23 protein-coding genes and 1 riboswitch are annotated in these 26,240 nt (G+C 58.8%); of the genes, 13 read left to right on the top strand and 10 right to left on the bottom strand.

Features of this window, described 5'->3' with window-relative positions; translation table 11 throughout:
* Positions 1 to 54 precede the first annotated feature (54 nt).
* The 7 genes from LB558_RS08025 (at position 55) to LB558_RS07995 (ending at position 6,912) form a co-directional block, all read left to right on the top strand.
* Complete coding sequence (locus LB558_RS08025; protein WP_224697047.1) at positions 55 to 927, top strand: branched-chain amino acid ABC transporter permease; 873 nt, start codon at positions 55 to 57, stop codon at positions 925 to 927.
* Positions 928 to 949: 22 nt separating this feature from the next.
* A complete protein-coding gene (locus LB558_RS08020; protein WP_224697046.1) occupies positions 950 to 2,182 on the top strand; it encodes an ABC transporter substrate-binding protein in 1,233 nt (410 codons plus the stop codon).
* Between the two features lie 70 nt (positions 2,183 to 2,252).
* On the top strand, positions 2,253 to 3,350 hold the full coding sequence (locus LB558_RS08015) for a branched-chain amino acid ABC transporter permease (protein ID WP_224697045.1): 1,098 nt from the start codon (positions 2,253 to 2,255) through the stop codon (positions 3,348 to 3,350).
* Positions 3,331 to 4,065: an ABC transporter ATP-binding protein gene (locus LB558_RS08010; RefSeq protein ID WP_224697044.1), complete on the top strand. Its 735-nt coding sequence runs from the start codon at positions 3,331 to 3,333 to the stop codon at positions 4,063 to 4,065. The genes LB558_RS08015 and LB558_RS08010 overlap by 20 nt, the downstream gene beginning before the upstream one ends.
* Before the next feature lie 4 nt (positions 4,066 to 4,069).
* Positions 4,070 to 4,756, top strand: coding sequence for an ABC transporter ATP-binding protein (locus LB558_RS08005; protein ID WP_224697043.1), 687 nt, complete (start codon positions 4,070 to 4,072; stop codon positions 4,754 to 4,756).
* Positions 4,757 to 4,883: 127 nt separating this feature from the next.
* Positions 4,884 to 4,985, top strand: a riboswitch (glycine riboswitch).
* A 144-nt stretch (positions 4,986 to 5,129) separates the two neighbouring features.
* Positions 5,130 to 6,383: a D-amino acid dehydrogenase gene (locus tag LB558_RS08000; RefSeq protein ID WP_224697042.1), complete on the top strand. Its 1,254-nt coding sequence runs from the start codon at positions 5,130 to 5,132 to the stop codon at positions 6,381 to 6,383.
* Positions 6,384 to 6,480: 97 nt separating this feature from the next.
* Positions 6,481 to 6,912, top strand: coding sequence for a GlcG/HbpS family heme-binding protein (locus LB558_RS07995; RefSeq protein ID WP_224697041.1), 432 nt, complete (start codon positions 6,481 to 6,483; stop codon positions 6,910 to 6,912).
* Between the two features lie 185 nt (positions 6,913 to 7,097).
* On the opposite strand, the gene LB558_RS07990 is transcribed toward LB558_RS07995, so the two are convergent.
* Positions 7,098 to 7,793 carry a DJ-1/PfpI family protein gene (locus tag LB558_RS07990; protein ID WP_224697040.1) on the bottom strand — a complete coding sequence of 232 codons (696 nt, stop codon included), beginning with the start codon at positions 7,791 to 7,793 and terminating at the stop codon, positions 7,098 to 7,100.
* 54 nt (positions 7,794 to 7,847) lie between these two features.
* Here LB558_RS07990 and LB558_RS07985 point away from each other — a divergent pair, with 54 nt between their 5' ends.
* Entirely contained in the window at positions 7,848 to 8,858 is a 1,011-nt protein-coding gene (locus LB558_RS07985; RefSeq protein WP_224697039.1) for a GlxA family transcriptional regulator, read from the top strand.
* A 93-nt stretch (positions 8,859 to 8,951) separates the two neighbouring features.
* Here LB558_RS07985 and fabG (LB558_RS07980) read toward each other — a convergent pair whose 3' ends face one another.
* From fabG (LB558_RS07980) to LB558_RS07955, 6 genes are all read right to left on the bottom strand, one after another.
* Entirely contained in the window at positions 8,952 to 9,734 is a 783-nt protein-coding gene (fabG, locus tag LB558_RS07980; protein ID WP_224697213.1) for a 3-oxoacyl-ACP reductase FabG, read from the bottom strand.
* Positions 9,735 to 9,944: 210 nt separating this feature from the next.
* A complete protein-coding gene (locus LB558_RS07975) occupies positions 9,945 to 10,232 on the bottom strand; it encodes a hypothetical protein (protein ID WP_224697038.1) in 288 nt (95 codons plus the stop codon).
* A gap of 3 nt (positions 10,233 to 10,235) precedes the next feature.
* A complete protein-coding gene (locus LB558_RS07970; protein WP_224697037.1) occupies positions 10,236 to 11,195 on the bottom strand; it encodes a hypothetical protein in 960 nt (319 codons plus the stop codon).
* 23 nt (positions 11,196 to 11,218) lie between these two features.
* Positions 11,219 to 13,603, bottom strand: coding sequence for a LamG domain-containing protein (locus tag LB558_RS07965; protein WP_224697036.1), 2,385 nt, complete (start codon positions 13,601 to 13,603; stop codon positions 11,219 to 11,221).
* Between the two features lie 83 nt (positions 13,604 to 13,686).
* On the bottom strand, positions 13,687 to 14,076 hold the full coding sequence (locus LB558_RS07960; RefSeq protein WP_224697035.1) for a N,N-dimethylformamidase, small subunit: 390 nt from the start codon (positions 14,074 to 14,076) through the stop codon (positions 13,687 to 13,689).
* A 452-nt stretch (positions 14,077 to 14,528) separates the two neighbouring features.
* On the bottom strand, positions 14,529 to 16,010 hold the full coding sequence (locus tag LB558_RS07955; protein WP_224697024.1) for a flavin-containing monooxygenase: 1,482 nt from the start codon (positions 16,008 to 16,010) through the stop codon (positions 14,529 to 14,531).
* A gap of 215 nt (positions 16,011 to 16,225) precedes the next feature.
* Here LB558_RS07955 and LB558_RS07950 point away from each other — a divergent pair, with 215 nt between their 5' ends.
* Positions 16,226 to 17,056 (top strand): FadR/GntR family transcriptional regulator, encoded by an 831-nt coding sequence (locus LB558_RS07950; RefSeq protein WP_224697034.1) that lies wholly within the window; start codon positions 16,226 to 16,228, stop codon positions 17,054 to 17,056.
* Positions 17,057 to 17,177: 121 nt separating this feature from the next.
* On the opposite strand, the gene LB558_RS07945 is transcribed toward LB558_RS07950, so the two are convergent.
* Positions 17,178 to 17,573, bottom strand: coding sequence for a RidA family protein (locus tag LB558_RS07945; RefSeq protein ID WP_224697033.1), 396 nt, complete (start codon positions 17,571 to 17,573; stop codon positions 17,178 to 17,180).
* A 291-nt stretch (positions 17,574 to 17,864) separates the two neighbouring features.
* The gene (yghU, locus tag LB558_RS07940; RefSeq protein ID WP_224697212.1) at positions 17,865 to 18,755 is read right to left on the bottom strand and encodes a glutathione-dependent disulfide-bond oxidoreductase; all 891 of its coding nucleotides are present in this window, start codon (positions 18,753 to 18,755) and stop codon (positions 17,865 to 17,867) included.
* 1,264 nt (positions 18,756 to 20,019) lie between these two features.
* On the opposite strand from yghU, the gene LB558_RS07935 reads away from it, so the two are divergent.
* Together LB558_RS07935 and fabG (LB558_RS07930) are read left to right on the top strand one after the other, a co-directional pair.
* Positions 20,020 to 21,381 carry a glutamine synthetase family protein gene (locus LB558_RS07935; RefSeq protein WP_224697032.1) on the top strand — a complete coding sequence of 454 codons (1,362 nt, stop codon included), beginning with the start codon at positions 20,020 to 20,022 and terminating at the stop codon, positions 21,379 to 21,381.
* 82 nt (positions 21,382 to 21,463) lie between these two features.
* Entirely contained in the window at positions 21,464 to 22,246 is a 783-nt protein-coding gene (fabG, locus tag LB558_RS07930) for a 3-oxoacyl-ACP reductase FabG (protein ID WP_224697031.1), read from the top strand.
* A gap of 493 nt (positions 22,247 to 22,739) precedes the next feature.
* Here fabG (LB558_RS07930) and LB558_RS07925 read toward each other — a convergent pair whose 3' ends face one another.
* Complete coding sequence (locus tag LB558_RS07925; RefSeq protein ID WP_224697030.1) at positions 22,740 to 23,507, bottom strand: SDR family NAD(P)-dependent oxidoreductase; 768 nt, start codon at positions 23,505 to 23,507, stop codon at positions 22,740 to 22,742.
* A gap of 534 nt (positions 23,508 to 24,041) precedes the next feature.
* Here LB558_RS07925 and LB558_RS07920 point away from each other — a divergent pair.
* The gene (locus LB558_RS07920) at positions 24,042 to 24,731 is read left to right on the top strand and encodes a glutathione S-transferase family protein (RefSeq protein WP_224697029.1); all 690 of its coding nucleotides are present in this window, start codon (positions 24,042 to 24,044) and stop codon (positions 24,729 to 24,731) included.
* A gap of 551 nt (positions 24,732 to 25,282) precedes the next feature.
* Positions 25,283 to 26,092, top strand: a complete 810-nt coding sequence (locus LB558_RS07915; RefSeq protein ID WP_224697028.1) for a FadR/GntR family transcriptional regulator — start codon at positions 25,283 to 25,285, stop codon at positions 26,090 to 26,092.
* The last annotated feature ends 148 nt before the right edge of the window (positions 26,093 to 26,240 follow it).

The following is a 26,240-nucleotide window of genomic DNA, read 5'->3' as shown; positions in this document are numbered from 1 at the left end:
GTTCGCCAAGCATTGCTTGAAATCAGTTTTAGAAACGTTGTGGTAGCGGCGCCAATGGATTTGGTAAAAGTTGCATTCGATCTCGCGGCCTTCGCATCGATCATGATTCTGGTCGTGAGCGGGCTCGCCGTGATCGCCAGCCTTATGGGTATATTCAACATGGCGCACGGGGAGTTTGTTCTCCTTGGCGCCTATACGGTCTTCGTTGCCAAGGGCAACGGGTGGCCAGCCTGGGCTGGCATGCTCATCGCGCCATTTGTCGTGGCCGCAATTGGACTGCTGATAGAACTGACGATCGTGCGGCGCCTTTATCGAGCACCAGTCACCGCGATGTTGGCCACCTTCGGCGTCGGGCTGGCGATCCGCGAGGTGATCCGTGTGCTCCTGGCGGGAAAATATTACGAAATTCCAGAGCCGCTTCCGCAGATTGTTGAATTTGCCGGCGGAACGTTTTCGTTATGGCGAGCGCTCATCATAGTCATAACGTTTCTTCTGATGGTGATATCGGTCTGCGTGATCAGATACACGCGGTTCGGACTGCAGATCAGGGCTTCCCTTGAGAACGCTAACCTGGCCCAAGCCTCGGGTCTTTCCACCCAAAGACTCTACTCGATCACCTTTGCGATCGGCGCTGGCCTTGCAGGTCTGGCGGGAGCTTTGATGGTCCCCCTGTACTCGCTCTCAGCGGACCTCGGCCTCCAGTTCCTGGTCCAGGCTTTCTTGTCCGTAATGCTTGGCGGGATCGGCACCTTCGAGGGGCCGATATCCGGCGCGGCCCTCATGGGTGCGCTGACCCCCGGCATCCAATGGCTTCGCGAGTACACCGGCGCGGCGTACTGGATCAGCCCCGTCACGGCTGAAGTCACGCTCTACGTCCTGTTGCTCACCGCCGTGAAAATCTATCCGCAAGGTTTGTTCAAGCGCTAACAAAAAAGGGAGACGTACGCGCATGTCAGAAAACCCGAAATTTCATCCATCCAGACGCTCATTCCTGTTGGCCAGCGGACGACTGGCCGCCGCAGGTTGGGTCGCCGCGGCTGGCGGCTGGGTGCTGAAACCCTCTTGGGCAAATGCTGCCGGACCGATCCGGGTCGGCATTGCCGCCGATATTTCCGGGGCGCTTTCGACCTTCGGCAACACGCATTGGCAAGCCGCCCAATTTGCCGCCAAGCAGATCAACGATGCCGGCGGCATTCTGGGTCGCCCGCTGGAACTCTATCTTGAAGATACCGTTTCGGACCCGGGAAAATCGGTCGGCAACATAAACCGCCTGCTGAGCAGCCATGAGTTGGATCTGGTCATGGGCGGTGGCTTGTCGTCGACACGCGAGGCGCTGAAAGTGCCGGTCATTCAGCGCGCCAAAAAGCTCTACATCTATCCGCAGCACTATGAAGGCGGTGACTGCACGCCCCACCTTTACACGACCGCAGCTACGGTCTCGCATCAGCTCGCATTCTTGATTCCCTATCTGATCAAGAACAAGGGGGCGAAGCGCTTTGCGTTGCCAGGCGCCAATTACCAATGGCCCCAAATGACGAATGCTCTTGCCCGCAAGGTAATTGAAGACAACGGCGGGGAGGTCGTTTTCGAGGAATATTATCCGCTCGACCAGGTCGAATACTCAGCTACCGTCGGCAAGATCATGAGCGAAAAGATCGATCATGTGTTCAACACGATCATCCCGCCCGGCATCCAGGGCTTCATGAAGCAACTTTATGAAGCCGGCTTTGCCAAGAATGGCGGTACGCAGTCGGTCCTCTATTTCGACGAGAATGCCGTGAACTCTGTTCCCGAGCGTGCCCTTGAAGGCGTCTATAACGCGCTCGACTTTTTCCACACGGTCGATGATCCGTATTCACAGCAGCTGATCAAGGAATATAACGCGATGTTCCCAGGCAGCCCCTATCTTTTTACCGCCGGCGTGAGCGCCACAGGCAGCTACCGTGGCCTCAAATTCTATGAGCAGGCCGTCCTAAAGACCAACGGGGATCTCGCCTTCGAAGCAATCACCGAAGCCTATTCAACCGCGACCTTGGAAAAGGGCCCGGGCGGCGGCGCGAAGATGAACCCGGATACCCACGCCCCAACCATGAACATCTATCTGGCGCAGGCCGGAGGCGGGAAGTGGAACATCCTGGATAAAAAGGAAGCCGTGCCGCCCGGGGCATGCCGAGCAAGCTAATAAGTCCTGGTCGGCCGCCGCTGGCGGCCGACCGTTGCGGCCGACACAGGCCGAACTCGCAGGTTGTTTAATGAACAGTCCGACATCACGGCCGACGTCTGTTTCGCGGCCTCGCATCTCAAGGTTCAATATCGTAGAGATCGCGGTCTTCATCGCGCTGCTCGTGGCTGGGTCGACCTTCCAAGGCTATGAGCAGCAGATCATGACCAAACTTGTCCTGTTATCGATCCTGGCGATCAGCTTCGATCTCTGCTGGGGATATTCCGGGATCATGGCGTTCGGCCAGGCGCTGTTTTTCGGCAGTGCCGGATATGCGGCCGCGCTGCTCAGCACGTTCGCTCATACAGGCAATTTGTTCGTGGTCCTGCTGCTCGGCGGTCTGGTGGGGCTGACGGGCTCTTTCCTGGTGGCCTGGTTCCTCCTTCTGGGGCGGCGCAAGACCGAGATCATTTTTGTCTCGTTGGGCACGCTGACGGCATCCTATATTGCCGAACGCCTTGTTGGTGGCTGGCAGCTTATCGGCGCGGCCAACGGCATATCTGTGCCGGACCCCCTGCGCATCGGATCGTACGAGTTGTACCCGGGTCCGGTTTTCTTCTATTTTTCGATCTTTGTGCTGGCATGCGTCTATTGCCTTGTCCGGTTCCTTGTCAGGTCGCAGTTCGGCCTGGTGCTGAGCGGAATGCGCCAGAATGAAGAAAGACTGGCCTTCTTTGGCTACCGGGTTCAGGTGTACAAGGCGATTGTCTTTTGCTTGGCGGGGCTTATCGCCGGAATGGCCGGGTGCCTGTTCGCGTTCCACGAAAGCTACATCGGGCCGACAAACATCGGCTTCGTGCAATCAACCTACGCTGCTTTGTATGCCCTGTTTGGCGGCCCAGGCACGCTGCTGGGGCCGATCCTGGGCGTGTTTGTTATTGAAGGCGTAGGCTTCGCCATCTCCGACGTCGAGCTTCTGCGCGGGATCTGGCCAGCGATCATGGGCGTCCTGATGGTCGTCGTTGTTGTTTACAGGCCTAAAGGGATTATCGGGTTTCTCGTGAGCGACCGCGACAGGCGTGGGTCGTTCTTCGCTGGCGATGCGGAGATGAATTTGCCGGCTAGCGGACCATCGAGCCCGACAGCACCTGATCGCGAGGGAGGCAGAAATGTCGCTTCTCCGCGTTGAAGGCGCCGTCAAGAAGTACGGAACCTTCACAGCGCTCAACGGCGTCAGCCTCGCCGTCAGGCCTCAGACCTTCCATGGCCTGATCGGGCCAAACGGTTCTGGCAAGAGCACTCTGCTGAAGGCCATTACAGGTGCTCACCAGCTCAACGGCGGAACCATCCACTTCGCTGGAAACGACGTTACCCGCCATTCGTCCTACCGTCGCGCCAGAAGCGGCATGAGCCTGAAATTCCAGATAACTTCGGTCCTTCCCGAACTGTCGCTTTTTGAGAACCTGCTCCTGGCCAAGCAGGCATCCACCCCGATCTGGTCGCAAATGCGCTCAGGCTCCGCCGCAGGATTGCGCGAGGAGATCCTGCTGGACCTGCAAAGATTTGGCCTTCGGCAGCGTTCAAGCGATCTGGCGGGTGTGTTGAGCCATGGCCAGCAGCAGTGGCTGGAAATCGCCATGGCGGTCTCCCAAAATCCGAAGTTGCTTTTGCTGGACGAACCGACTGGTGGCATGAGCCTGGAGGAACGGCGCGCCACTGGCGAGTTCCTGGTTCCGCTGAAAAGCGCGACGTCCGTCGTCATCGTCGAGCACGATCTCGATTTCATCAAGACGATCTGCGACACGGTGACGGTTCTCGATCAAGGCAAGGTGATTTTCGACGGTCGCGTCGATGAACTCGACGCCTCGGAAGCTGTCAGAAGAGTCTATACGACGAGAGCGTGACTGAATGCTGGAAATCAAAAACCTCACCGCCGGATATGGTAACAGCCGCGTTCTGTTCGGGATCGATGCTGTTATCCCCCAAAAAGGGGGCACCGCTATCCTGGGACGAAACGGTGCTGGCAAAACCACTCTATTGAAAACCTTGATCGGCGAGGTGCCGGTTTCGGCGGGCGATGTCGTCCTGGACGGCGTTTCCATTCGCGACAAGCGTGTGGTGGACAGGGTGGACCTTGGAATTGGCTATGTGCCCCAGGAGCACGCGGTGTTCGGTACTCTCACGGTCCGTGAAAATCTGACGGTCGGCGCCATGACCAGTCGGGGCTTGAAGGAAATCGACACGATCGTCGATCTTTTTCCGAAACTCGGTAACCGCTTGCGGCAGGTCGCTGGAACCCTTTCCGGGGGAGAGCGCAAAATGCTGGCGATCGGCCGCGCGTTGATGGGCCGGCCCAAGATACTCATGCTCGATGAACCCACGGAAGGCGTATGGTTCGGCGTCATCGACGAAATTACCGAGCGCTTGCACAAGCTGTCCCAGGAGATGGCGGTCATCATTGTCGAGCAACACCTGGAGATGGCGTTGCGTATCGCAAATCAGGTCCTGGTCATAGACCGTGGACGGGTAGCCCTGTCGGGTGAGCCAGACGAAGTGCGTAACGACCCGGAACTCTATCGATGCATCGCGGTTTGAAGGCAGATTTCGGTTTTGGATAGCAGCCGTTTGCCGACTGGCAGCGATTTGCGCAGCCTAGCAAAGGTTCATGCATGTGAAGGGAATGCGTTGATACCGTGAGCCAATAATATAGTTATCGCGTTCATACGACAGCATGGGAGAGATCGGCAGTTCTAATCAATCTTGCCGGCGCCGAAGGAGCAACCCCCCAAGGAAACTCTCAGGCAAAAGTGACCATGTTGTTGAACCATCTGGAGAGAGGCGCCCAGAGCGCCCACCGAAGGGGAAAGCCAAGCCGATGACGACTTGGTTAAGCTCTCAGGTACAGTGACAGATTTGGGGATCAACCGCGGGCCTCGGCCTGCACCCAGAAACTGTCTTGGAGAGCGAAATGACCCACATCGCCGTCATCGGCGCCGGTATTGCCGGCGTCTCCACCGCCTATGCGCTGCTTGAACGTGGCTACGACGTCACCGTTATCGAACGCCAGCGTTATGCCGCTATGGAAACATCCTTCGCTAATGGTGGGCAATTGTCGGCCAGCAACGCGGAAGTCTGGAACCACTGGTCGACTGTGTTCAAGGGCATCAAGTGGATGCTCAAGAGCGATGCGCCGCTTCTAATGAATCCGGCGCCGAGCTGGCACAAATATAGCTGGCTCGCCGAGTTCGTTTGGAACCTCGCAAACTATCGTGAAAATACGGTCGCGACCACGAGGCTGGCGATCGCGGCTCGAAAGCACATGTTCGACATTGCAGCGCGTGAACGCATTGACTTCAACCACGTGCGGCGCGGCATACTCCACATCTATTGGGACAAGCCGAGTTTCACACATGCTTCGAAGGTCAATGACATGCTGGTTGAGGGCGGTCTGGACCGGAAGGCGGTAACCCCCGAGGAAATCCGGTCGATCGAGCCAACGCTGCAAGGCGCATTCTATGGCGGTTTCTACACGCCTTCGGATTCCACTGGGGATATCCACAAATACACCACCGGTCTTGCCTTGGCCTGCGAGAGGCGCGGCGGGCGTTTTGTCTATGACGCGACGGTCACAGGAGTGCGGCGCGGTGGGTGTTTGCGCCTGGATTGTACTTTGGGTGGGCCCGACGGTGAGCCTATCCAGAAGACGATCGAGGCGGATGCCATCGTGGTGTGCGCCGGATCAACCAGTCGATACTTCGCAGCAATGCTCGGCGACCGCGTCAATATCTATCCCGTCAAGGGCTATTCAATCACAGTCCATCTCGATGAGGAGCGCTCTCAGCTGGCAGCGCCTTGGGTGAGCCTGCTCGACGATCGAGCCAAGATCGTTACGAGCCGACTGGGTGAGACCAGGTTCCGCGTTGCCGGCACCGCGGAGTTCAACGGGATCAACCGTGACATCAGGGAAGATCGCGTCAAGCCGCTGGTCGATTGGACGCGAATGCTCTTTCCTCAAGTCGATACCAACCGGGTTGTGCCGTGGGCCGGTTTGAGACCGATGATGCCCAATATGATGCCCAGGGTCGGCCGGGGTAGGGCACCGGGAGTTTTCTATAACACCGGGCATGGTCACCTTGGTTGGACACTCTCGGCCGCAACGGCCGCTATGGTCGCCGAGACCGTTGCGAGGGAGATGCCGCAAGGTGATCGCAAAGCCGCGTAAAAAGGTAGAAACCGCCGGTCTCAACATTTGGATGAGCGGCGCGGGCTGGATTTGATGGGCAATCGCCCGAACCGAAGAGCTAATTAAGAGGACCATAATGACTGAGCTAACACTTGCGAAAGCCAATGCGATCACTGCAACTTCCCTCGCCAAGGGTGAGCAGGCCGGGTTTAAACCGCTCGCAGTTGCCGTTTTCGACGCCGGTGGGCACTTAAAGGCGTTTCAGAAGCAGGACGGCGCGTCGATGCTGCGTTTCGAGATCGCCTCCGGCAAGGCCTATGGCGCTCTGGCGATCGGAATGGGCTCGCGCGCGCTGGACAAGATTGCCGCAGAACGCCCACATTTTGTCGCGGGACTCAATGCTGTTTCGGGCGGCCGGATTGTCCCGGTTCCTGGCGGCGTTCTCATTCGCGATCAGGCAGGCGTGCTGCTGGGAGCGGTCGGCATAACAGGAGATACGTCCGACAATGATGAACTCGCGGCCGTCACAGGCATCGAAGCTGCCGGCTTTGTTGCGCAGACCGCGTGACTGCTCAGACACTGTCTTGGCGTAACGTGGCCCATCAACCTTGGCGGGTGACGGCCACGAAAAGGGCCCGCTCTCTCGCCAAAATGATTTGAGCGCATACATGAAGCACGCCTAGGTATCTAGGCGAGGTGTCACTGGATGCTTGTCCTCCTGCCGAGGCAGGAGGACAAGCTTTAGACGAAAGATCAGAAAGCCGGCTCGACAGTTCTCTCCCAGCCGTGTTTGGCAAAAAGAGCATCCATGCCGGCGCGGTCGCCTGCCCAACGCGCCTGGGTCTCCCGAATGGTCTTTTGTGACGCATCTTCAATGTTGCCGGAATGATAAGGCGGCTTCGGGGCATATTCCAGCCAAAGCTGCGTCTTCTCAGCCTCATCCTTGCCGACGGTTTCTGCCAGCATCCACAGTGCGAAATCGGCGCCCGCGCTTACGCCGGCGGCGGTGATGACATTTCCATCCGTGACAATGCGCTGGCTGACCGGGATTGCACCAAAGGCGCTCAGGTAGTCGAGGAAGTTCCAATGCGTGGTGGCCCGCTTGCCTTTCAACAGGCCGGCCGCTCCGAGGACCATTGCGCCAGTACAAACCGACGTGACGTAGCGCGCCTTCTTTGCCTTCTGGCGGACGAAATCCAGAGTTTCCTCGTCGGTTAGCAAAGGACCGACGCCATTGCCGCCGGGAATACAAATGACATCCAGGTCCGGGCACTCGTCAAAAGTCTTAGTTGCGGGGAATGTAATTCCCGTGAACGACCTCACCGGTTCTTTGTTTTTCCAGATAAGATCGACGTTTACCCCCTGCGCGGTGGCAAAAAACTCGTACGGACCAGCCATGTCAAGCTGCTGAACCTCAGGGAATACCAAAATTCCGACTTGCACAGTCATATTTCATCTCCTCCTGTTGACAGTGCTAACTTTAGAAGGTTTTATTTTGGCCGAATGACAAATGCGCCTCCGATCGTGCCAAACAGTCTCAATCGGGTGGAGATCGTCACCTACCCGGGCGCGCAGTTGCTCGATATCTGCGGCCCGCTTCAGGTGTTTGCGACCGTCAATGAGTTCGCATGCCGCGAGGGCCGACCGGAGCAGTATCAATGCCTGATAGTCTCGCGTCAGTCACACGTTATGACGACCGCGGGACTGGGCCTGGAAGCCAACTTGCTTCCCGATGCCGACAGCGAGTTGGACACGTTGATCGTTGTTGGAGGCCTTGGAGTAGCCGAGGCATGCCAGGACGCGGAGCTTGTCGCCTGGATCGAACGGAGGTCAAGGAAAGCTCGCCGTGTGGCGTCGGTCTGTACCGGCGCCTTCCTGCTTGCTCAAGCACATCTGCTCGATGGCAAGGCGGCGGTCACTCACTGGAAATTTTGCGCGGAATTCAAGGAACGCTTCCCAACCATCAAGGTCGATGCCGATCGCTTGTTTGTCCGCGACGACAAGGTGTGGACTTCGGCGGGCGTGACGGCTGGCATCGATTTGTGCCTGGCCCTTGTTGAGGAGGATTTTGGGCGCAAGCTCGCTTTGTCCGTCGCGCAGTATCTGGTGATGTTTCTGAAGCGGCCAGGTGGTCAATCACAGTTCAGCACCACATTGTCGCTTCAAGGCGAGGCGGAATTCGACCGGCTTCATATCTGGATAAACGAGAACCTGGACAAGGAATTGTCACTGATCGATCTCGCTGATCTTATGGGAATGAGTTCGCGAACCTTGAGCCGCCGCTATAAGGCCGCAAGTGGCCGCACACCTGCGCGCGCGGTCGAAGAGCTCCGCGTCGAGGCGGCACGCCGATTGCTTGAGCAGGGACGCTCACCCTCATTGTCTTTCGTGAAATGCGGCTTCGCCAGCAAGGAAACGATGCGCCGGGCATTTTTGCGCACCATCGGTGTTGGCCCACAGGAATATGCCGATCGGTTCGGCCCATCGAAGCCGAAGCCCCGTTCCCTAGCCTAGACAAGTATGGAAGCGGCCAGCGAGACTGCAAGGAGCCGCCTCGAAGAGGATTGCAACGAAACCCTGCGGATCGGGCCGCTAGTGTTGGTTGATCTAATCTATCGCGGCAATCGCGTCGATCGATTCGGGAAGAATCTGCCCGCCGTCGATGACGATCTGTTGGCCGGTTATATAGGCAGCTTCATTGGTGGCGAAAAACAATGCCGCATTGCCGATATCTTCCACCGAGCCCAACCGACGCAGCGGGATTGAAGCCGCCATCGTGTCGATGAAAGACTGGCCGAGATCCTGCAGGCCCTCCGTCAGGATGTTCCCGGGCATCACCGCATTGATGGTGGTATTGTATTTTACAAGCTCCATGGCAGCGGTCTTGAGGAAGCCGAGCTGGCCCGACTTTGAGGCGCCATAGTGGGCCCATCCGGGGAATCCGGTGATCGGCCCGGTTATGGACGACGTCACGACCACGCGGCCTTGCCCGGCCTCCTCGAAACAAGGGATGCAAGCCTTCACACAAAGGAAGGTGCTCTTCAAATTCGTGGAAAGGACATGGTCCCAGTCTGATGGCTCCATGTCGACGATCTTTTTTTGCGGGAAAATACCGGCGTTGGCGCAAAGGATATCGACATGACCGAAACTTGCAGCGACGCGCGCAACCATGTCTTTGACGGAATCCCAGTCAGCGACGTCGGCGCCGAACCATTCAGCCTTTGCCCCGGAATCAGTGATCTCTTTCACAGCGCTGGAAGCAGCGCCTTCGTCGCGCGAGACAAGCGCGACGTTGGCGCCAGCGCGCCCAAAAACCTTCGCGATCCCCCTCCCGATACCCTTGGAGGCACCCGTGACAATAACGGTCTTTCCAGCAATCGACGTGAACATCTGGTCCATCCCAATCTTCTACCTTCGACAAGAGCCGACTCTTCGGCCTGGCGTGGTTCCATACATCGGGGCCAAGCCATGACGATCCGCACTGCATCCCCGCAGGCGGTTGATTGACGTTATGGTTTTATAGTCAGACCAATGGACCACCAAGTCAACGTGATAGATTACGCAGCCAACTGCCAACCTTTCCCCCACGCGGAGGGACATTCATTGCGGCGGTTTGTCGGCAAGCCGACCCAGGAAGACATAACGTCCCAAAGGCATCTTAGGCTCGATAGGCGACAGGCCGAAACGGGCGACCAGACGGCGCTCGACGTTCTGTGCTGCCTTGGGGCTTAAAGCCGGGCGATGGAGCCAAACATCATAGCGGCTTCTATTCTGGTCATGGGCAGGATTGTCCGGACCTATCGCACCAATTTGCCATACGGCTTTCTCAGCCGAGAATTCCTTGAGATAGCCCATGCAGTCAAAAAGCAATTGCTGGACGCTGTACAAAATTCAGCCTCCTGCGAAACCGAACCGCGGATTGAGACGATAGCCATTGTGGCCGATCATCGCTAAAGCCCCGCCCAACTCAGAACTCGTTCCAAACAGAGACCGGCCCGGTTCACGCATGAGACACGCCGGCTCATCGACGTCGTCCAGGCCCGCATGGGAAAGACGGATCCCATCCAAGAGCGCTGCGCGTTGGGCTTTGCTGACGATCGAAACCAGTACCAGCCGGTGAGCCTCGGCCGCGGCCGCCGGCGCCGCAAGCAGTGAGATGCGGCAGCGTGTCAGCTTGTGTGCGAGCGGCTGGAGAATGACAAAGCCGCCCCAGCCGTCGCCCCGAAGGGTGATTGCGTTTGGGGAGTGGAACAAGGCAGGTCCGACGACAACCATCGATTCCGAAACGCATTCGGTCGCGGCATTCAGATGGTGTGCGACAACCTTCCAGTTTTCGGGGATCTCGTGCCACCACGAACTCCGCTCGCTGGCGAAATCGAGTAGGTCCGGCCGCAGCTCCCTCTGATCGCCGTCGGCGCCGGGACCGGTGGGAAGCACACGCACGGCGATCACTCCGCCTTGCTCACGCACGTCAATCAAAGGAAGAAGCTCGGGCCGATCGCCCTTGAACTGGAAATGCAATCTTTCCAGACCCGGCGTCGTCGCGGTGATGACGGGCAGGCTATCACGGCTGAAAGCGCAGGCCATTTGCGGACAACGAACCTGCGCGCCGCCATGGCATTGCTGGGGGATGACTGAGCAGCCGCCCTGTTGCGCGCGGTTGAGACGCGCTTCCACTGTCCCATCAGCCATCCGCTCAAGATGGACGCCGACGTCCGGCAAGGTGAACGGCAGGATCTGGCCAGGCTCGGCAAGCTCCGTCGAAAGCGCGACATAAACCCAGCGATGAGGCCAAAGCAGACGCGCTTCGGCTCTCGAGATGGCCACGGAATCGAGCTTCAGACTTGGCATGGCGAGCCGGCCCTCAGTGGCATTTAGTCAGGCACGCTTTGGCTTACCGCGTAGTCGGCCCGACCTCTTAGGACAATAGCGCTCTCGGGCGGAGGCGGCAGCGGACCGTCCTTGGCGAACCGATCGAGCACGTTCTTGGTAAGGCGCGAGACATTGTTATCGCCCTCGTTCCAGGGCAGGGCGCCAATATAGGCGATCGAGCTGAAGGCGAAGCAGGCACCACCATTGGGCGTCTCATGGTAGGCCATGTCGGCGCGCACACGCGGGTGCTGAGTGCCGTCAATGCCCTGCTGGCTGGTGCCATAATCTTCCATCACCAGGAGATAGGAGTCGGTGTGCCGACCTGCCGAGGTGGCGACAGTCAGGATGTGTGGCGGCGAGCCGAGCATGGTGTCAACGATATCGACTTCGAGCCCTGCCGCGCCGCCGCCTTCCAGGCCGAAATTCCCGATCTTCTCATCATAGGCAATGCCCTCGAACGCCCAGGCCACACGAGGATCGAGACTGTCGGGCGTGCGGGTGAAGTAGGTCGAGATGTCGAAGCCCTGCGCCGACATACCGGTGCCGGCGACGGTGTGCAGGAAGCGGCCGCGAAAGCGCCACATGCCACCGAGCTCGCCAGTGCTTTGGTGGTAATATTCACCAGGATCGGCCTTCCACGTGCGAATGCCGGATTCGCAGCGCCGCAGTTCGGCTACGACGCCGCGGCCCTTGTCCTCATAGCCCGGCAGGAAGGTCTGGACCCAGTACCAGCCGTCAGCACCAAAATACATGAGCCGGCCGCCGCGTTCGGTGTAGCTGTTCAAGGCGTCGAGAAGCGTGCCGCCTACATGTTCGGGGTGAGAGCCGGTGAGCACGACATTATAGCGCCAAAGCCGCTTGAGCCCGTCGTAAGTGAGGTCCTCGTCCGTGAAGACCTCATAGTCATAGCCCATGCGGTCGAGCCAGTAGATCAGATGCAGGTCGGCGTTGTAGCACCAAGGCCCTTGCGCCGTGAAGGATTTGAACTTGGGCCGCATGTTGAGAATGGGGCGCAAGCGTGTCGACAGCGACATGCCGCTGCCGTCGGTGTGGGTATCATATTGCGAGCCGCCATACTCACGATGCTGGCTCAGGAAGATGTTGCCTTCCTGCAGGATGGGTGTGCGGTAGATCAGCAATTCGGCGCCACCTGCGTTGGTGGCCAGATGCTCGTTGGCGTAGGCCATATAGGAGGTCGTCGGGATGAGCACCCCGATCTTGGCCTTGACGTCTTCCAGATGCGGCACCACCCAGAACGGAATATAATCTTCATCGCCATCCTTGGTGGTCAACTTCACCGCATAGGACCGGCTCTTGGTTTCGGGCGGCACCCTCCAGGCGAAGTCAACCGTCCAGCGGGCGTCGTCTAGGTCATCATCGTGGAAATGGATAGCTCCGTACTGCTCGGGGGCCTTGGTCCAGTCGAAGACCGTGCCTGTCCAGTTGTGGCCGGTCAGCGCCCGGGCGGGGCCATTGACGGTCACACCGTCGAGGCGGAAAGGACCCTCGTCGATGATCGTGTGGGATGAGATCTCGCGCGCGAAATTCCAGCAGCCAACCAGAGCATCCGACAGGTTGCCGGAAGGGCCGGCAAAGCGGCGCTCGCTGCTTGCCCCCGAGGCTCCAACCTTCATCTGCTCGATCTCGAAGCGCGAGAGCGCTCGACTGGAAAGCATCGGCCGCTCGATCTTGCCGTTGAACAGCCCCGCGCCGCGCACACCGTAAGGAAAACGCTCATCGGCAATGACGCCGGAAGCGTCGGAGGCCGCGTGCGCACCGAACATCAATGGAAGCCTGCTAGCATCGGGGCGCGTCTTGAAGGTCGTGCCGTTTTGGGCTGGCGCCGGATCAAGCGCATAGCGAAGCTCCGGCTCATGGTAGAGGGTGGCCTCGCCCGTTTGGGCATCGAAGCTTGCGGCAACGAAGTGCCAGGCGTGATCGCGGATCGGATGGGGGGCAGTCAGCACCTCGCCATTGACCTTGAGCGCCAGGCGCCCCGACGCGTCAATGAAAAGGCCAAAGCCCTTGCCCGCGCCATAGCGGGCGATGATGGTCTGCTCGCCATGGCGCCAGTAACTGGCATCGGTCACCGGGATCGTCGGCCAGATCCAGCACTGCAAGGTGAAGCTGCCGACATCCATGGCGGGGAAGTAGGGAATGACGCAATAGGAGCCGCTATGGACCGCCTGCGAGCGACCAGCATATGTGCCCTCGATATCGCTCGAAAGCGGGCGCTCGATGACGCCAGGACCTCGCGGGTTGGTGTCTCCGTGGACCATCTCCACAATCTCGGCGCGATACTGCCTGGGCCCGTCGCAATTGACGTAAAACTGGATCGCCTCCCCCGGGCTGACGCCGAACTTGTCCGCATAACCACAAAGTTTCATGATCAAATCCCAACTCTACGGCTGACAGCGCAGCCTTTGTGTTCCCAAGCTCGGTTTCGGCCGAGGCTTCGTCTTCTCGGGGCTCATGCTGCCGCAGCGTTGGCTGCGGCCATTTCGTTGATGCGCATCACGAAGATCTCGTGCTGGGGGGTATGTTCATCGCTGAATACGCGGTCATCGATGAAACGCGGAGGCTGGCCCTTTACATGAGGAAGGCGGGCAATCCGCCACTCCTTCTCGGTCTTTGTACAGATGACGACGAGCTTGTCTGGCGCCGGCTGGGACCACATATAGATCAGGACCCGGCGCAACAGGTCGTCGTTGAGCATGCCGCCCGAGATCTCGGTGACGTCGCCAGGCTTTCCGGCCTTGACAATGGCGCAGCCGGCTACCCCCTTCATCGAAGCGACGCATTCGGCATGCATGCGGATCAGTCTTTCGCGAGTTTCGCGATCCTTGGGTATCGGCGACATCATCGGCTCCCTGTGATCTGACGGCACGAAATGCCGGGCCACAAGACTACCCGATAGCGAGGGTCGGATCACTCGCGACAAACTTCCCAATCCCACACCACGCGTAGAGGCGCCGGTTGCAGAAGCTCGCTTGCCGGTAGTCTTAATGGTCTAAACATCATGCCAATGAATCGCGGTTCGTCAACAATTATTTTCGGCGAAAACCGTTACATTGAGTGGAATTTCGCGCGATTGGACGGCGCAGGTGCCTGAACGTGCGCGGCTATCCAGCTTCCAGCGCATGCCTGTCCTTGACCCAGTGATTGCGCGCGTTCAGCTAGCGATCACTCGGCCGACGAGAGCGCAGACGCCTTACCCCGTTCCACCGCGGCTTGCGAGATGCCACCGTCGCGTTCCATTCCCGCCATGGCTTGGATGCTTTGTGCTTTGTTTCAAGCTGGGCTCTTGGCGCCTCATTCGATTTTGACGGCGTTTTTCCTGGCGGCCTTGGTAGCGAGGATGTATTCGGTTGCGCTGTGGGGCCACTGGGCGACGATTTTTCCGGTGCTTGCCTGGAAGTAGCTGGTTGTCGAGCCCCAGACGGTTTTTGCGAGAGCGGCCTGGATCTTCTGGTTGAAGCGGCGGAAGGCGGCGGCGTCGACCTTGATGGTGCGGCGCCTGGTCTTGAGCATGGTTGAGATGAGCGAGGCGCAGAAGTTCGCTTGGGCCTGGTAGAAGGTGACCAGGGGAATGGCGTTGGTATTGGGTCCATACATCATGAAGAAGTTGGGGAAGCCCGGCACCATGAGGCCGAGCAGCGCTTCGGGCTCGCCGGCCCATTTTTCATGCAGGTCGATGCCGTGCTCGCCGGCGACCTTCATGCCGGCCAGATAGTTGGCCGCGTCAAAGCCGGTGGCATAGATGATTATGTCGAGGGGGTGCTCATGGCCGCCCTCGTCGATGATGCCGGCGGCACTGAGCTTGGCCGCGCCGTAGGGCACCAGCTCGACCTTCGGGTTCTTCAGATCATCGTAATAGGTGTCGCTGATGACCGTGCGGCGGGCCTCGAAGGGGAAGTCAGGGGTCGCGAGCTTGAGGAGATCTGGCCGGTCGGCAAGCGAGTTCTGCAGATAGGCGAGCGATGCCGCAGCCCGCCGCTTGTTGACGCGGCCGTCTTTGCGGGCATGGCTGGCGCGGAACTGGCGCGTGTCATAGCCATAATAGAGCCAGAAGCGCTTCCACCAGTAGATGGGCGCGAACTTGTGCATGAAGCGCTCGCTGGCGGTAAAATCCCTGCTGTCCTTGGGCAGGATCCAGTTGGCTTCCTTCTGGAAGATCTTGACGGAGGCCGCCTCGAGCGCGGCCTCGTGGATGACCTGGACGGCCGAAGAGCCTGTGCCCAGAATGCCAACCCGCTTGCCCGCCATCGACAGCCCCTTTGGCCATCGCGACGTGTGGCATTGCACGCCCTTGAAGTCGCTCTCTCTCCTGGCAAATGGCGGCAGCAGGGGGATGTTCAGGAAGCCGACCGCGCTGATGACGGCGCGAAAGGCGCCATGGTCAGCCTTGGATGAGGTGGCGATCGCATATTCCTTGCGCTCGTCAGACCAAGTGACGGCCTCGACCTTCTCGTTGAACCTCAAATGGCTGATCAGACCCCATTTGCGCGCCACGTGGTTGAGGTAGGTCAAAAGCTCGGCCCAGCTGGCGTGGGTCCTGGTCCAGTCGTAGCGCTCGAAGGAGAAGGAATAGATGTGTGATTCCAGGTCGACCTCGGCGCCTGGGTAGCGGTTATTCCACCAGGTGCCGCCCAAACCGGCCTCTTGCTCGAAGATGACAAAGTTGTTGATGCCCTTCTTCTTGAGGGCAATTGCCGCGGCCAGGCCGCTAAAACCGGACCCGATGATGGCGATGCGAGCATCGGTGTCGAGTTTTGCGTAAGCCCCAGATGTCACCGCTTTCTCCTCGGTCTAAGGTATAATTTATAGACCATAGGACAATGACAGCCGGAAGTCTATCGCCGTGCAGCTTTTTTAGGCCGCCCGATTCGCGCCCGCGCCGGCGCCCGCATGGGGCTTTATTTGTCCGGGGTTTGCAGAGTATATTTGTCTGACCATTGGTCGGACCGCCCGTCGGCCTGGTGATTCGAGCAATGGCGACAGGAACCAACGTGAAGTCTCTGTTTTTCGGTGATCCCTCCGAACCCCTGATCAACTCGATCCGTGCCAGCGCCACATACGATCTGGTCGTCGAGCAGTTGCGGCGCGCCATCTTCCTTGGCCGCTTCATCCCCGGCGACAAGCTGCCTCCGGAGCGGGAGCTTGCAAGCCAGATGCTGGTCTCGCGCACCACCATCCGCGAGGCGCTCAGGGTATTGGAAGGCGAGGGGCTGATCACGGTCAAGCGCGGCGCGGCCGGCGGCCTCACCGTCCTTGGCCAGGGCCGCCTCAGGCCGGCCGAGATCGAGGTCTATCTGGAATCGCAGCACGAGCTGATCGACAGCGTGTTCGAATTCCGCGTGGCCAATGAGTGCCTGGCAGCCTCACTAGCCGCAACGCGCCGAACCAAGAAGCATCTCGACCGGATGTCAAAGGCCCTGCAGATCATGGCCGACCTTTGTTCCACCCCCCAAACCCGCGCCGTCACCGAAAACATCGCGATGTTCTTGTCACGCGACTCCGAATTCCATCTGGCGATCGCCGAGGCCTCGTCCAACAAGTTCCTCATGGCCGCGATCGAGGAGTCCCGCGCCGCCATGTTCTTGCCCATCGGCAAGGTCTTCACCCGACTGGAAGACAACGCCAATGATCATCACGAAGCAATCTACCAGGCCATCAAGGACCGCAACCCAGAACTCGCCGCCCAGACCATGCGATTGCACATCGAAGCAACCCGCGCTTCCCTCCACAACCTCCTGCCAAAATCCAGACGAACAAGGAAAAAGCAAATCTCCGTCCCGGCCAAGAAGAGCGCGCGCCGCAAGGCGTCTGCTTCTCAATAAGGGGCTGGTCCGGGGTCAGGCAGTGAGCGCGACCACGCGGGCCAAAATTCTTCGGGGGGACCGAGCCAGCTGTTCTGAGTTGGGCCGGCTGTCCTGACGAAGCGGGCAGCCGGCAGCTGCCTCAGCTTCCCTTGTAAGCGGTGATTTCGACTTCCAGGAACATGTCCGGATGCACAAGCCTCTTGATCTCAATCCATGTTGACGCCGGCGGCGTGACGTCCTTGTAGTATTCCACCCGCTTCGGGTTGGCCGCGACCATTCCGTCCATGTCGCGTGTGTAGACGGTTTCCTTGACGATATGGCTCGCATCCATGCCATTGGCCTTCAGCGTGGCATCGATGTCGGCATAGACTGTCTCGACCTGCTTCGGGAAATCGTGCGGGTGCAGCACGTTACCCTCCATGTCCCAGCTCACGCAGCCCGATATGAACAGAAAATCGCCTGCGCGAACAGCCTGCGAGAAGGCAACCGGCTTTTCTAGCGCCCGGCGATTATAAGCTTGAGACGAAATGGCCATTGGCATTCCTCCTTCTTAAAAGGGATTGGTTGTCAGTTCATGGCACGGATGCGCCCCCGCACAATTGGTAAGCGCACCGCATTGTTGGGTAAGGGAGAGCGCCCATTCCAATCATGAACGGCTCGAGGGCACTCTCGTCCTCGATGCCTATGGTAGGATTAACAGACCATAGGTCGTGGGCAACCAAAAACTCAGTATACGCGAGAATTTTTTCGCGACATGCCGGAGGCTAGGATCGTACATCATCACCAGCTCTTCGGCCGCGATCGGATGCGCGGCGAGCTGATGAGTTCAGGTCGCAATGATTTTTGCCTGCAACTCATCTTGCGTTTTCGAAGAGAAATCGGCCGCGTCGTGGCGCTCGTGAAGCTGGTCGGCCGGTTCCCCGCTGATGCGGTTGACGATGCGGCCGCGCTTGACTGCGGGGCGCGCGCCGACCGCGTCCACCCACCGTCGCACATTCTTGTAGCTTTCCAGCCCAAGAAAGGTCGCCGCATCGTCATAGAACAGCCCGTTCATCAGTCCGCCATACCACGGCCAGGCGGCAATATCGGCGATGGTGTAATCCTTGCCGGCAAGGAATTCGTTGTCCCTGAGGCGGCGATCGAGCACGTCCATCTGACGCTTGGTCTCCATGGAAAACCGATCGATGGCGTATTCGAGCTTCACTGGTGCGTAGAAATAGAAATGACCAAAGCCACCGCCGACAAAGGGCACGCTCCCCATCTGCCAGAACAGCCAGGAAAGGCACTCGGCGCGGCCTTCCCGCGTCGTTGGAATGAAGGCACTGAACTTCTCGGCCAGATGGAGCAGGATCGAGCCCGACTCGAAGATGCGAATTGGCGTCGGCCCGCTGCGATCCATCAGCGCTGGGATCTTCGAGTTCGGGTTCACCTCAACGAAGCCAGATCCGAATTGATCGCCTTCCAGGATCTTAATCAGCCAAGCATCGTACTCGGCGCCGGCATGGCCCAGGGCGAGCAGCTCCTCGAGCATGATCGTCACCTTTTGGCCATTGGGCGTTGCGAGCGAATAGAGTTGGAACGGATGCTTGCCGATCGGCAAGTCTCGGTCATGGGTAGCGCCGGCAATCGGCCGATTGACCGAAGCAAATTCACCACCGTTGCCCTTGTCCCATTTCCAGACCTTCGGCGGCTTGTAAGGCGTCTGGGCATCGGTCATGTCAAAGGCTCCTGGCTGGAATGGCATTACCGCGGATACGAGCCCCGCTCGGGGCCTTTGGATACGGCGATTCAAAGTCTCTGGATGTTGGGGCGCCGACCCGCTTAGATGACGAGGGTGCCGAGGACGCGGGAATCGGCGGGGCTGAGCAGGGCCTTCACGCATGTCTCCTCGTTGAAGGCACACAGCGGCATTGCGGGTTGTCTCGTGGCTGAGCACTCCAAATCTGTGCAGGTCGCCATCAACCTGTCGGCACTCAGGCGCAGCCAGATGGGCTGCTGCATCCTGCGCATTGTGACGTCAGTTCCTACCCGGGCCGAGTTGGCTGCGACGTCACCAGGCTGCGAGCCTTGTGGATCGGCGGCCCGCTGTACCTTCATCGATGCATGATCGGCTCCTATGATCTGCCCGGCAGCAAGGTTGGTGCGGCAAGGTTGCCTGACCGCCGCAAGTCGATTTCTTGCAACGAAATCCAGGCGTGCCCTGCCCAAGGCGCCGTCAGTGTACTCGCCTGTCGGCCGCGATAATGGTCTAAATATCAAGCCAATAGACCGGTCCTCGTCAACTCGTTTATTTTGGCGGCAGGTGAATGACCAGCCCCGCTCGTGCCGGCTGAAATTGCAAAAACGCTAAGGAAAACAAATGAGTAGCGGGAGGCGGTATGCTCCTCATGCCGCAGCGGCGACAGACTGTTCACGGTTTCGGTGCTCGACCTGAGCCCTCGGGGCTCTCTGGCGTTACACCGTCTGACCTGGGGATCAAGGTGCGTGAATCTTTGGCCGCGCCATCCAAATAAGGGATCCGCTCATAGCGTAGCCTTGCTGTGACAAGGCAAAGGGCGTTTTTGAAATTGGACTTGACATGCGACACAATGGTCTAAACACTGAGCCAATATAAGCCAGATAACGAAATGACAAGGTGAGCCGGCCAGTGGGGAAATATCGGCGCTACGCCCGCCGCCAAGGGCTAAGCGAGATCAGGCGATTGGTCGATCGCAATGTCGATGATCTAACAACCTGGCCCGGCGGACATAGCGCGCCAACCGTCTGCGCCCGCTTGACTGGGCCTGGAGGAGCGAGCCCGTGCGAACGCGATCCCCGGCCAGACCGGGTAAGGGCCAATTGCTGATCATCGAAAGGCGCCACCATAGCGCGCGTCGGGAAAAACGTTCGGGTTCGAGCGCTGCTTGGAAGCATGGGAAAAAGCCAGTGATGGTAGGGGGCTAAGTTCCATCGCTCTCGCTGGGCTGTGACGGAGGACAGGAATGAACGCAGCGGATCAACAGGACAAGCTATCGGCGCTGGTGAAGCAGGGCGTAGACATTGTACAAATGGAACTGCCTGACCTGAACGGTGGCCTTCGGGGGAAGTTCTACGCGGCTGAGAAGATCAAACCCACGTCGAAGGGCGGTGTGTGTACAATCGTGTATCAGTTCACGCCCGCCGACGATGTCTGGATGTCCGAATATTCGTCTTATGAAAACGGATTCCCCGATGTCATCGGGGTTCCAGACCCAGATACCGCGATAGTGTTGCCTTGGCGGACCAAACAGGCGGCGGTGCTTTACGATGTGGAGCACCTTGACGGCAGACCGTATCCCCTCTCTCCACGCAGTGTTTTGAGGGCCATTGAAAAACGCGTCGCCAGCGCCGGATACGAAGCCAAGTTCGGCGTGGAGTTCGAATGCTTTATCCTACATGCCGACGTTGAGCTGATTGCACAGGGCGCTCATCACAAGATGGCGCCGCTCGGCCGCATGCATCATGCCTATCGCCTGACCGAGGCCAATGAGCTTCGCGACCTGGCCGCGGAGTTTATCCGCCGCATGAAAGGCGTGGGCATCATCATCGAGGTTTTTCATACCGAACTTGGAAACGGCGCCGTGGAGTTCGCGTTGGCGCCCGAAAGTGCGCTGCGGGCGGCAGACAATGCGTTGCGCGCGAAAACCTATCTGCGGGAACTCTGCAAGGAACGCGGTCTGGTCGTCACATTCATGGCGAAGTGGGACGCCAAACAGTCTGGAAGCGGCGGTCATGTCCATCAAAGCCTCTGGCGCGAAGGCAAGAACCTTTTCTACGACCCCCGGTCTGGGGATATCTCAGAAATTGCCAGGCAATACATGGCCGGCATGTTGACCACGATGGGCGACTGCATCGCGCTCTTTCGCCCGGTCATCAACTCCTACCGTCGGATCGATCACAAGGCTTGGGCGCCTGAGAACGTTTCGTGGGGCTACGACAATCGCTGCGCGGCGCTAAGGGTCATCAGGTATCCTTCCGAAAGTGCCTGCCGGGTCGAACATCGCATCCCTGGAGCCGATGCGAGTACCTACCTTGCCATCGCCGCCATGCTGGCCGGTGGTCATTATGGGATCGAGAAAAAATTGAAACCGATGCCGGCGAGTGTGGGCAACCCCAGCGCCGATACGGCATCAGAGCGTCTGCCCGACACCCTCCCGGACGCAACCGAACGGTTTCGGAACTCGGCCTTTTGCCGTGAATATATGGGAGAGGAATTTGTTGATCACTACGCCAGGTCGCGCGATGTCGAATGGGAACATTGGTGCGCCTGGCAAAAGGCGAACATTAGTCGCTTCGAATTGGAGCGGTATTTTGACACCGTCTAATGGCAAATTGGAGAACCAGCAAGAAGCCCCTTCAGGGCGCTGGGCTGCTTTCAACGATGCGAATTTGAGGAGGAATAGAACAATGGGAAATACGCTGAAAGGCAAGACTGTGATCGTCACCGGTGCCAGCACCGGCATCGGTCTCGGGCTCAGCCGCCGCTTCGCGGCCGAAGGTGCAAAGCTGGCAATGGTCGCGCGAAGCGCAGATCGGCTTGAAAGGGTGGTTTCGTCGCTGCGCTCGGAAGGCGCAGATGCCATCGCGGTCTCCGCCGATGTCTCGGATCCGGCTTCAGTTCAGGACATGGCTGCGGCCGTCGTTAAAGTCTTTGGTGGTTGCGACATCCTTTGCTGCAATGCCGGTATCTACCCGTCTGCAAACATCCAGGACCTGACGCCGGAAGACTGGGACCTGGTGAACAATACCAACAGCAAGGGAGCATTCCTTTGCGTGAAGGCGCTGCTGCCGTATTTGAAGGCCAGTAAGGCCGGAAGGATCATTCTGACGTCATCCATTACCGGGCCGGTGACGGGCTTTCCCGGGCTTACCCACTACAGCGCCAGCAAAGCTGCGATGCTTGGTTTCATGCGCGCCGCAGCCGTCGAACTGGCTCGGGATGGCATTACCGTGAACGCGGTTTTGCCCGGGGTCATTGAAACCGAAGCACTCAAGGGCCTGGGGGAAGCCTTCATCGAAAGCTCGAAGCAATTGGTCCCGATGCACCGCCTCGGCACCCCCGAAGATATTGCGGAAGCGGCTTTGTTCTTTGCGTCGGAGAAGAGCAGTTTCATCACCGGGCAGGGACTTGTCGTCGATGGAGGTCAGACCCTTCCTGAATCCCCCGATTGTGTTTTGCCGCCCTACTGATCGCTCGCCTGCGCTGAGGTCGGAAATCGGGCGCAGTGCCTAAGGTAGGCCAGCGGGAGCGTATGCTCGCGCTGGCTGACGCTGGCTGAGGCTGCGGTCGTTGCAGGCCAGCATCCGCGCTTCCTGGCTTTAGGGTGCCGACCCATTGAGGGCATTCGCCTCCGGGTCGCCGCGTTCAGCCAGAAACGGCCGGCGCGATCTACATAGACGCACTTGACAAGTTTATCCCAGTCTGGGGTTTCGACGAGGAAAAATAAAAGCAATGCCGCCCTTCCAAACTTCGGCGGGACACCGGGTTCACGATCGAGGCAACACGCGCTCCTCCGCACTGCTCGCGTCTTCGAGCTTGTAACCGCCATATGGGATAAGGCGGCCGATCGGGAGATCGGCAACTCAGATGCGCTTCTCCATGAATCGACCTGCAAACTCGGGTCCGATGCTTTGCGCGACCGACCCGAAGCGTATCGCTAGCCCGATAAAACCAGGCCCGGTCTCAGACGAGTTTTGCAAGCAATCCGCCGTCGACCGGAAGGTCGACACCGGTGACAAAATCGGCATCGTCGGAGAGCAGGTACAAACATGCCGATGCAACATCATCGGGAGTGCCGACCCGATGGAGAGGGGTGCGGTTGGCCATGGCCTCGACCCTTGCGGGATCTGCATAGATAGCGTCGGTCAGCGGCGTCCAAATTGCGCCCGGCGAGACCGTGTTGGACCGGATCCCATGCTTGCCCAGATCGATTGCCAAGCTGCGCGACAAAGCGATAACGCCGGCCTTGGAGAGTTGATAGCCATCCAAAGGCCCGTCCTTCATAGCGTTGTCCATTGTACGCGTTCCCACGACGCTTGCCACATGTACCATTGAGGAAGGCTTGGTCTGTCGCATATAGGGCACCACCGCCCGGATCATGTGAATGACGCCATCAAGGTTGATGGCGATCGTTTTGCGGTAATGTTCAAGCTCCATGTCGACGACGGAGCCGTCTTTTCCAAACATTGCTATTCCGGCAATGTTGGCGAGATAATTTGGTGGCCCGAACCGGGCGGCAATGTCATCCACGAACTGTTTGATGACGGTCTCGTCCGAAAGATCTCCCACCATGTAGTGCGCTTTATCTCCGTACTGTTCGTACGCTGCAGGACGGGGCTTCACGTCGATCACTCCTACCGAGGCCCCCTCGGCGAGTAGCTTCAGTGCTGTGGCAAGACCTATCCCGCCGCCGCCTCCGGTGACGATGGCAATACGACCCTCAAAACGCATCTGTTCAGCCCCGGTTGGTTTGCAAGCTCAGTGGGCCCCCGGCGGGAGCGGCGAATGGTCTTCTTTTAATGCCATTGTGGCGCGATCTGTCAACCCGCCCGTCGATGCCTGCTCGACAATGCAGCTTCCCGTTTCAGCGTTCGGCCCCTTGTCACACGCCGGAAATCCACTGAAAAAGCAACGCAAACGCCGGATGCATTCAAATGGCGACAGTCTGTTTCCAAAACGATAATGGTATAAGAAGAAACCAATGCTGGACGCCCGGAGCCTCACTTTAGAGGGCCGGCCGCCTGGAGCGGCACGTCGGGATGACGGTCGTTGACAACCCTACGCAAAGGTATTTTAATCACACCTATTATCTTACCGCTGCGGCGGGTGCCGCTGGGCGATAAGGTGAATCCCCACCAAGATTCCAACTTGGGGTCATATCGTCAATTTGCGGGCCAAGAAGCGGAGCGTCCGCGAATATATGTTTGAGCGACACCGTTCAGGCTCTCGACAGCGTGTCTGCCTGATTATGAGAGATCACCGCCAATGACCATCTTGCTATACGATCTAGTCGGACACGATGCTGCCCGTCCGTTCAGCCCTCATTGCTGGAAGGTGACCATGGCGCTTGCCCATAAGGGCCTCGACAAATCCAGCGTACCCACGCGCTTCCTAGAAGTGCCACAAGTCGAAGGTGGCTCGAGACGTGTTCCAGTGATCAAGGATGGGGAGAAAGTCGTCGTTGATTCCTTTTCGATTGGTCTCTATCTCGACGAAGCCTATCCCGACCGACCCAGGCTCTTCGGCGCCGACGGTGGCGTTGGCATCGCGCGGTTTTTCGAACTCTGGGCTGACGAGACGTTTTTTCCTTACATAACTACGGTCGCGGCAATGGATCTCCTTGCCATGCAGGATCCTGAAAACGCTGCCTATTTTCGACGGAGCCGCGAGAGAAGCTTGGGCAAACGACTGGAAGACGTTATCAGCGCTCGCGACGAGGGACTGAGCAGTTTCCGAGCCTCCCTACAGCCGCTGCGTTCCTTGCTGGCCTGTCAGCCCTTCATCGGCGGGCAGTCGCCCTTATTCGTTGACTACATCGTCTTCGGTGCACTGCAATGGGCGCGCATCTCTTCGTCATATCGCTTGCTTGAGGACTCCGATGTAGTCGCGCAGTGGTTCGAGCGCTGTCTTGACCTGCACAATGGCTTGGGCCGCACAGTTGCAGCCGCGGCCTGAAGGTCACTACTCCGGATTGTTAGTAGTCGGCGGGGTTTTTGCGAGCGTCGACCCGCGCCGACAAGCTCTATGCATCGCGCTCGACGTAATGCGTCCGCGGGCTCGCTTAGAAGTCACGCTTTTCGGGAGCCGGTCGGCGCCGTTGCAAAAGTGTCCAGCGCAATCCAGCCGAAACTGAATGACCATAAGAGGCCCAGCCAACGAGACTGCTCTCTACGTTGTGCGCCTTGATCATACAGGGTACATGCGACCGCGGCCTGTCATGGCGGCATCACCATCGGCCCCCGATCAGCGAACGAAAGACCGCGCCACTGTTTGTCGCGCAACGGCTAGCCATGGAATTTCCTCCACTCGCATGCCAAGATGCCAGCGAGAGAGACTATCCATTTTACATGTCCGACACCGCTAGCGTCCAAAGGTAGCAGCCAGAAGCGCCAGTCGGCCTGTTCCCGCCGACCCTCTCCCGGGTAGGTCGAGATAGCTCACCATGATATAAGGTCCCGAACGCACTCAGGCGGTGGAAGCGTTATAGCGTTTGGCAGGATAATTCGGTGAAAGCGAACCTACTCGACAAACACCACGAACAGATGGCGCTGCGAGACGATGACCCGACGCAGCCGATCATTGGCCCAATCCATCTCGCGCCGGCCCACGAACTCGTGATCGAGCAGATACGGCGCTCAATTCAGCTCGGCCGGTTTCTGCCTGGCCATAAGCTTCCGGCCGAGCGAGATCTGGCAGATCAACTTTCGGTTTCGCGCACCACGGTGAGAGAAGCCGTACGAATTCTGGTTGCGGAAGGCGCGCTTTCAGTCAGGCGTGGTGCAAGCGGCGGTCTAATTGTCAACCAGCTTCATGTTGCCGATGCCGACGAGCTGAGAAGTTTCATCAGGCAGCGACGGTCCGAATTCAATGACATATTCGATTTTCGGGCGGTCGTTGAAGGTGCCACCGCCGAATTGGCTGCTCAGAGGCGCGGCATGGACCATCTTCAGCGGATGCGCCAGAAGCTGGAGGAGATGACCACGGCGATCGACGCATCTCTGGGACACGAAAATCCGGATCCGGTTGCCGTCTTTCACGCTGCCGACACAAGTTTTCACCTTGAGATCGCCAGGGCCTCTCAGAACAAGCATTTACAGGCAAGCGTCGAGAGCATCCGCCGAGCAATGTTTATTCCAGTTGGCGGCGTTTTTATCAAACTTCGCAAGGATGCGAACCAGATCCACGAACCGATCCTGGACGCCATTTCGGACCGCGACGGTCCGCGGGCGAGACTTCGAATGGTCGAGCATGTTGAGAGCACGCGGCGTGCCATGATGGAGTTTCTGGACGATCGCACGCCGGCGCCGCAAGTGTGACGCTGTGCCGGTCTGTCACGAGATCCACCAGTGGAAGCACAATAGTTTTCCGCCACCTGGCTCCGCAGTACCACGGCGGCGCTGCAAATGAAGCACCGAGGGCGGACTGCCAGAACCATCCACCCGCCTGGCAACGGGAGATCGACCT

The sequence above is a fragment of the Mesorhizobium sp. CO1-1-8 genome (assembly GCF_020164875.1).
GTDB lineage: Bacteria > Pseudomonadota > Alphaproteobacteria > Rhizobiales > Rhizobiaceae > Mesorhizobium.
The sequence above is the reverse complement of the archived record's forward strand: the minus strand, read 5'-3'. Positions and strand labels throughout refer to the sequence as shown.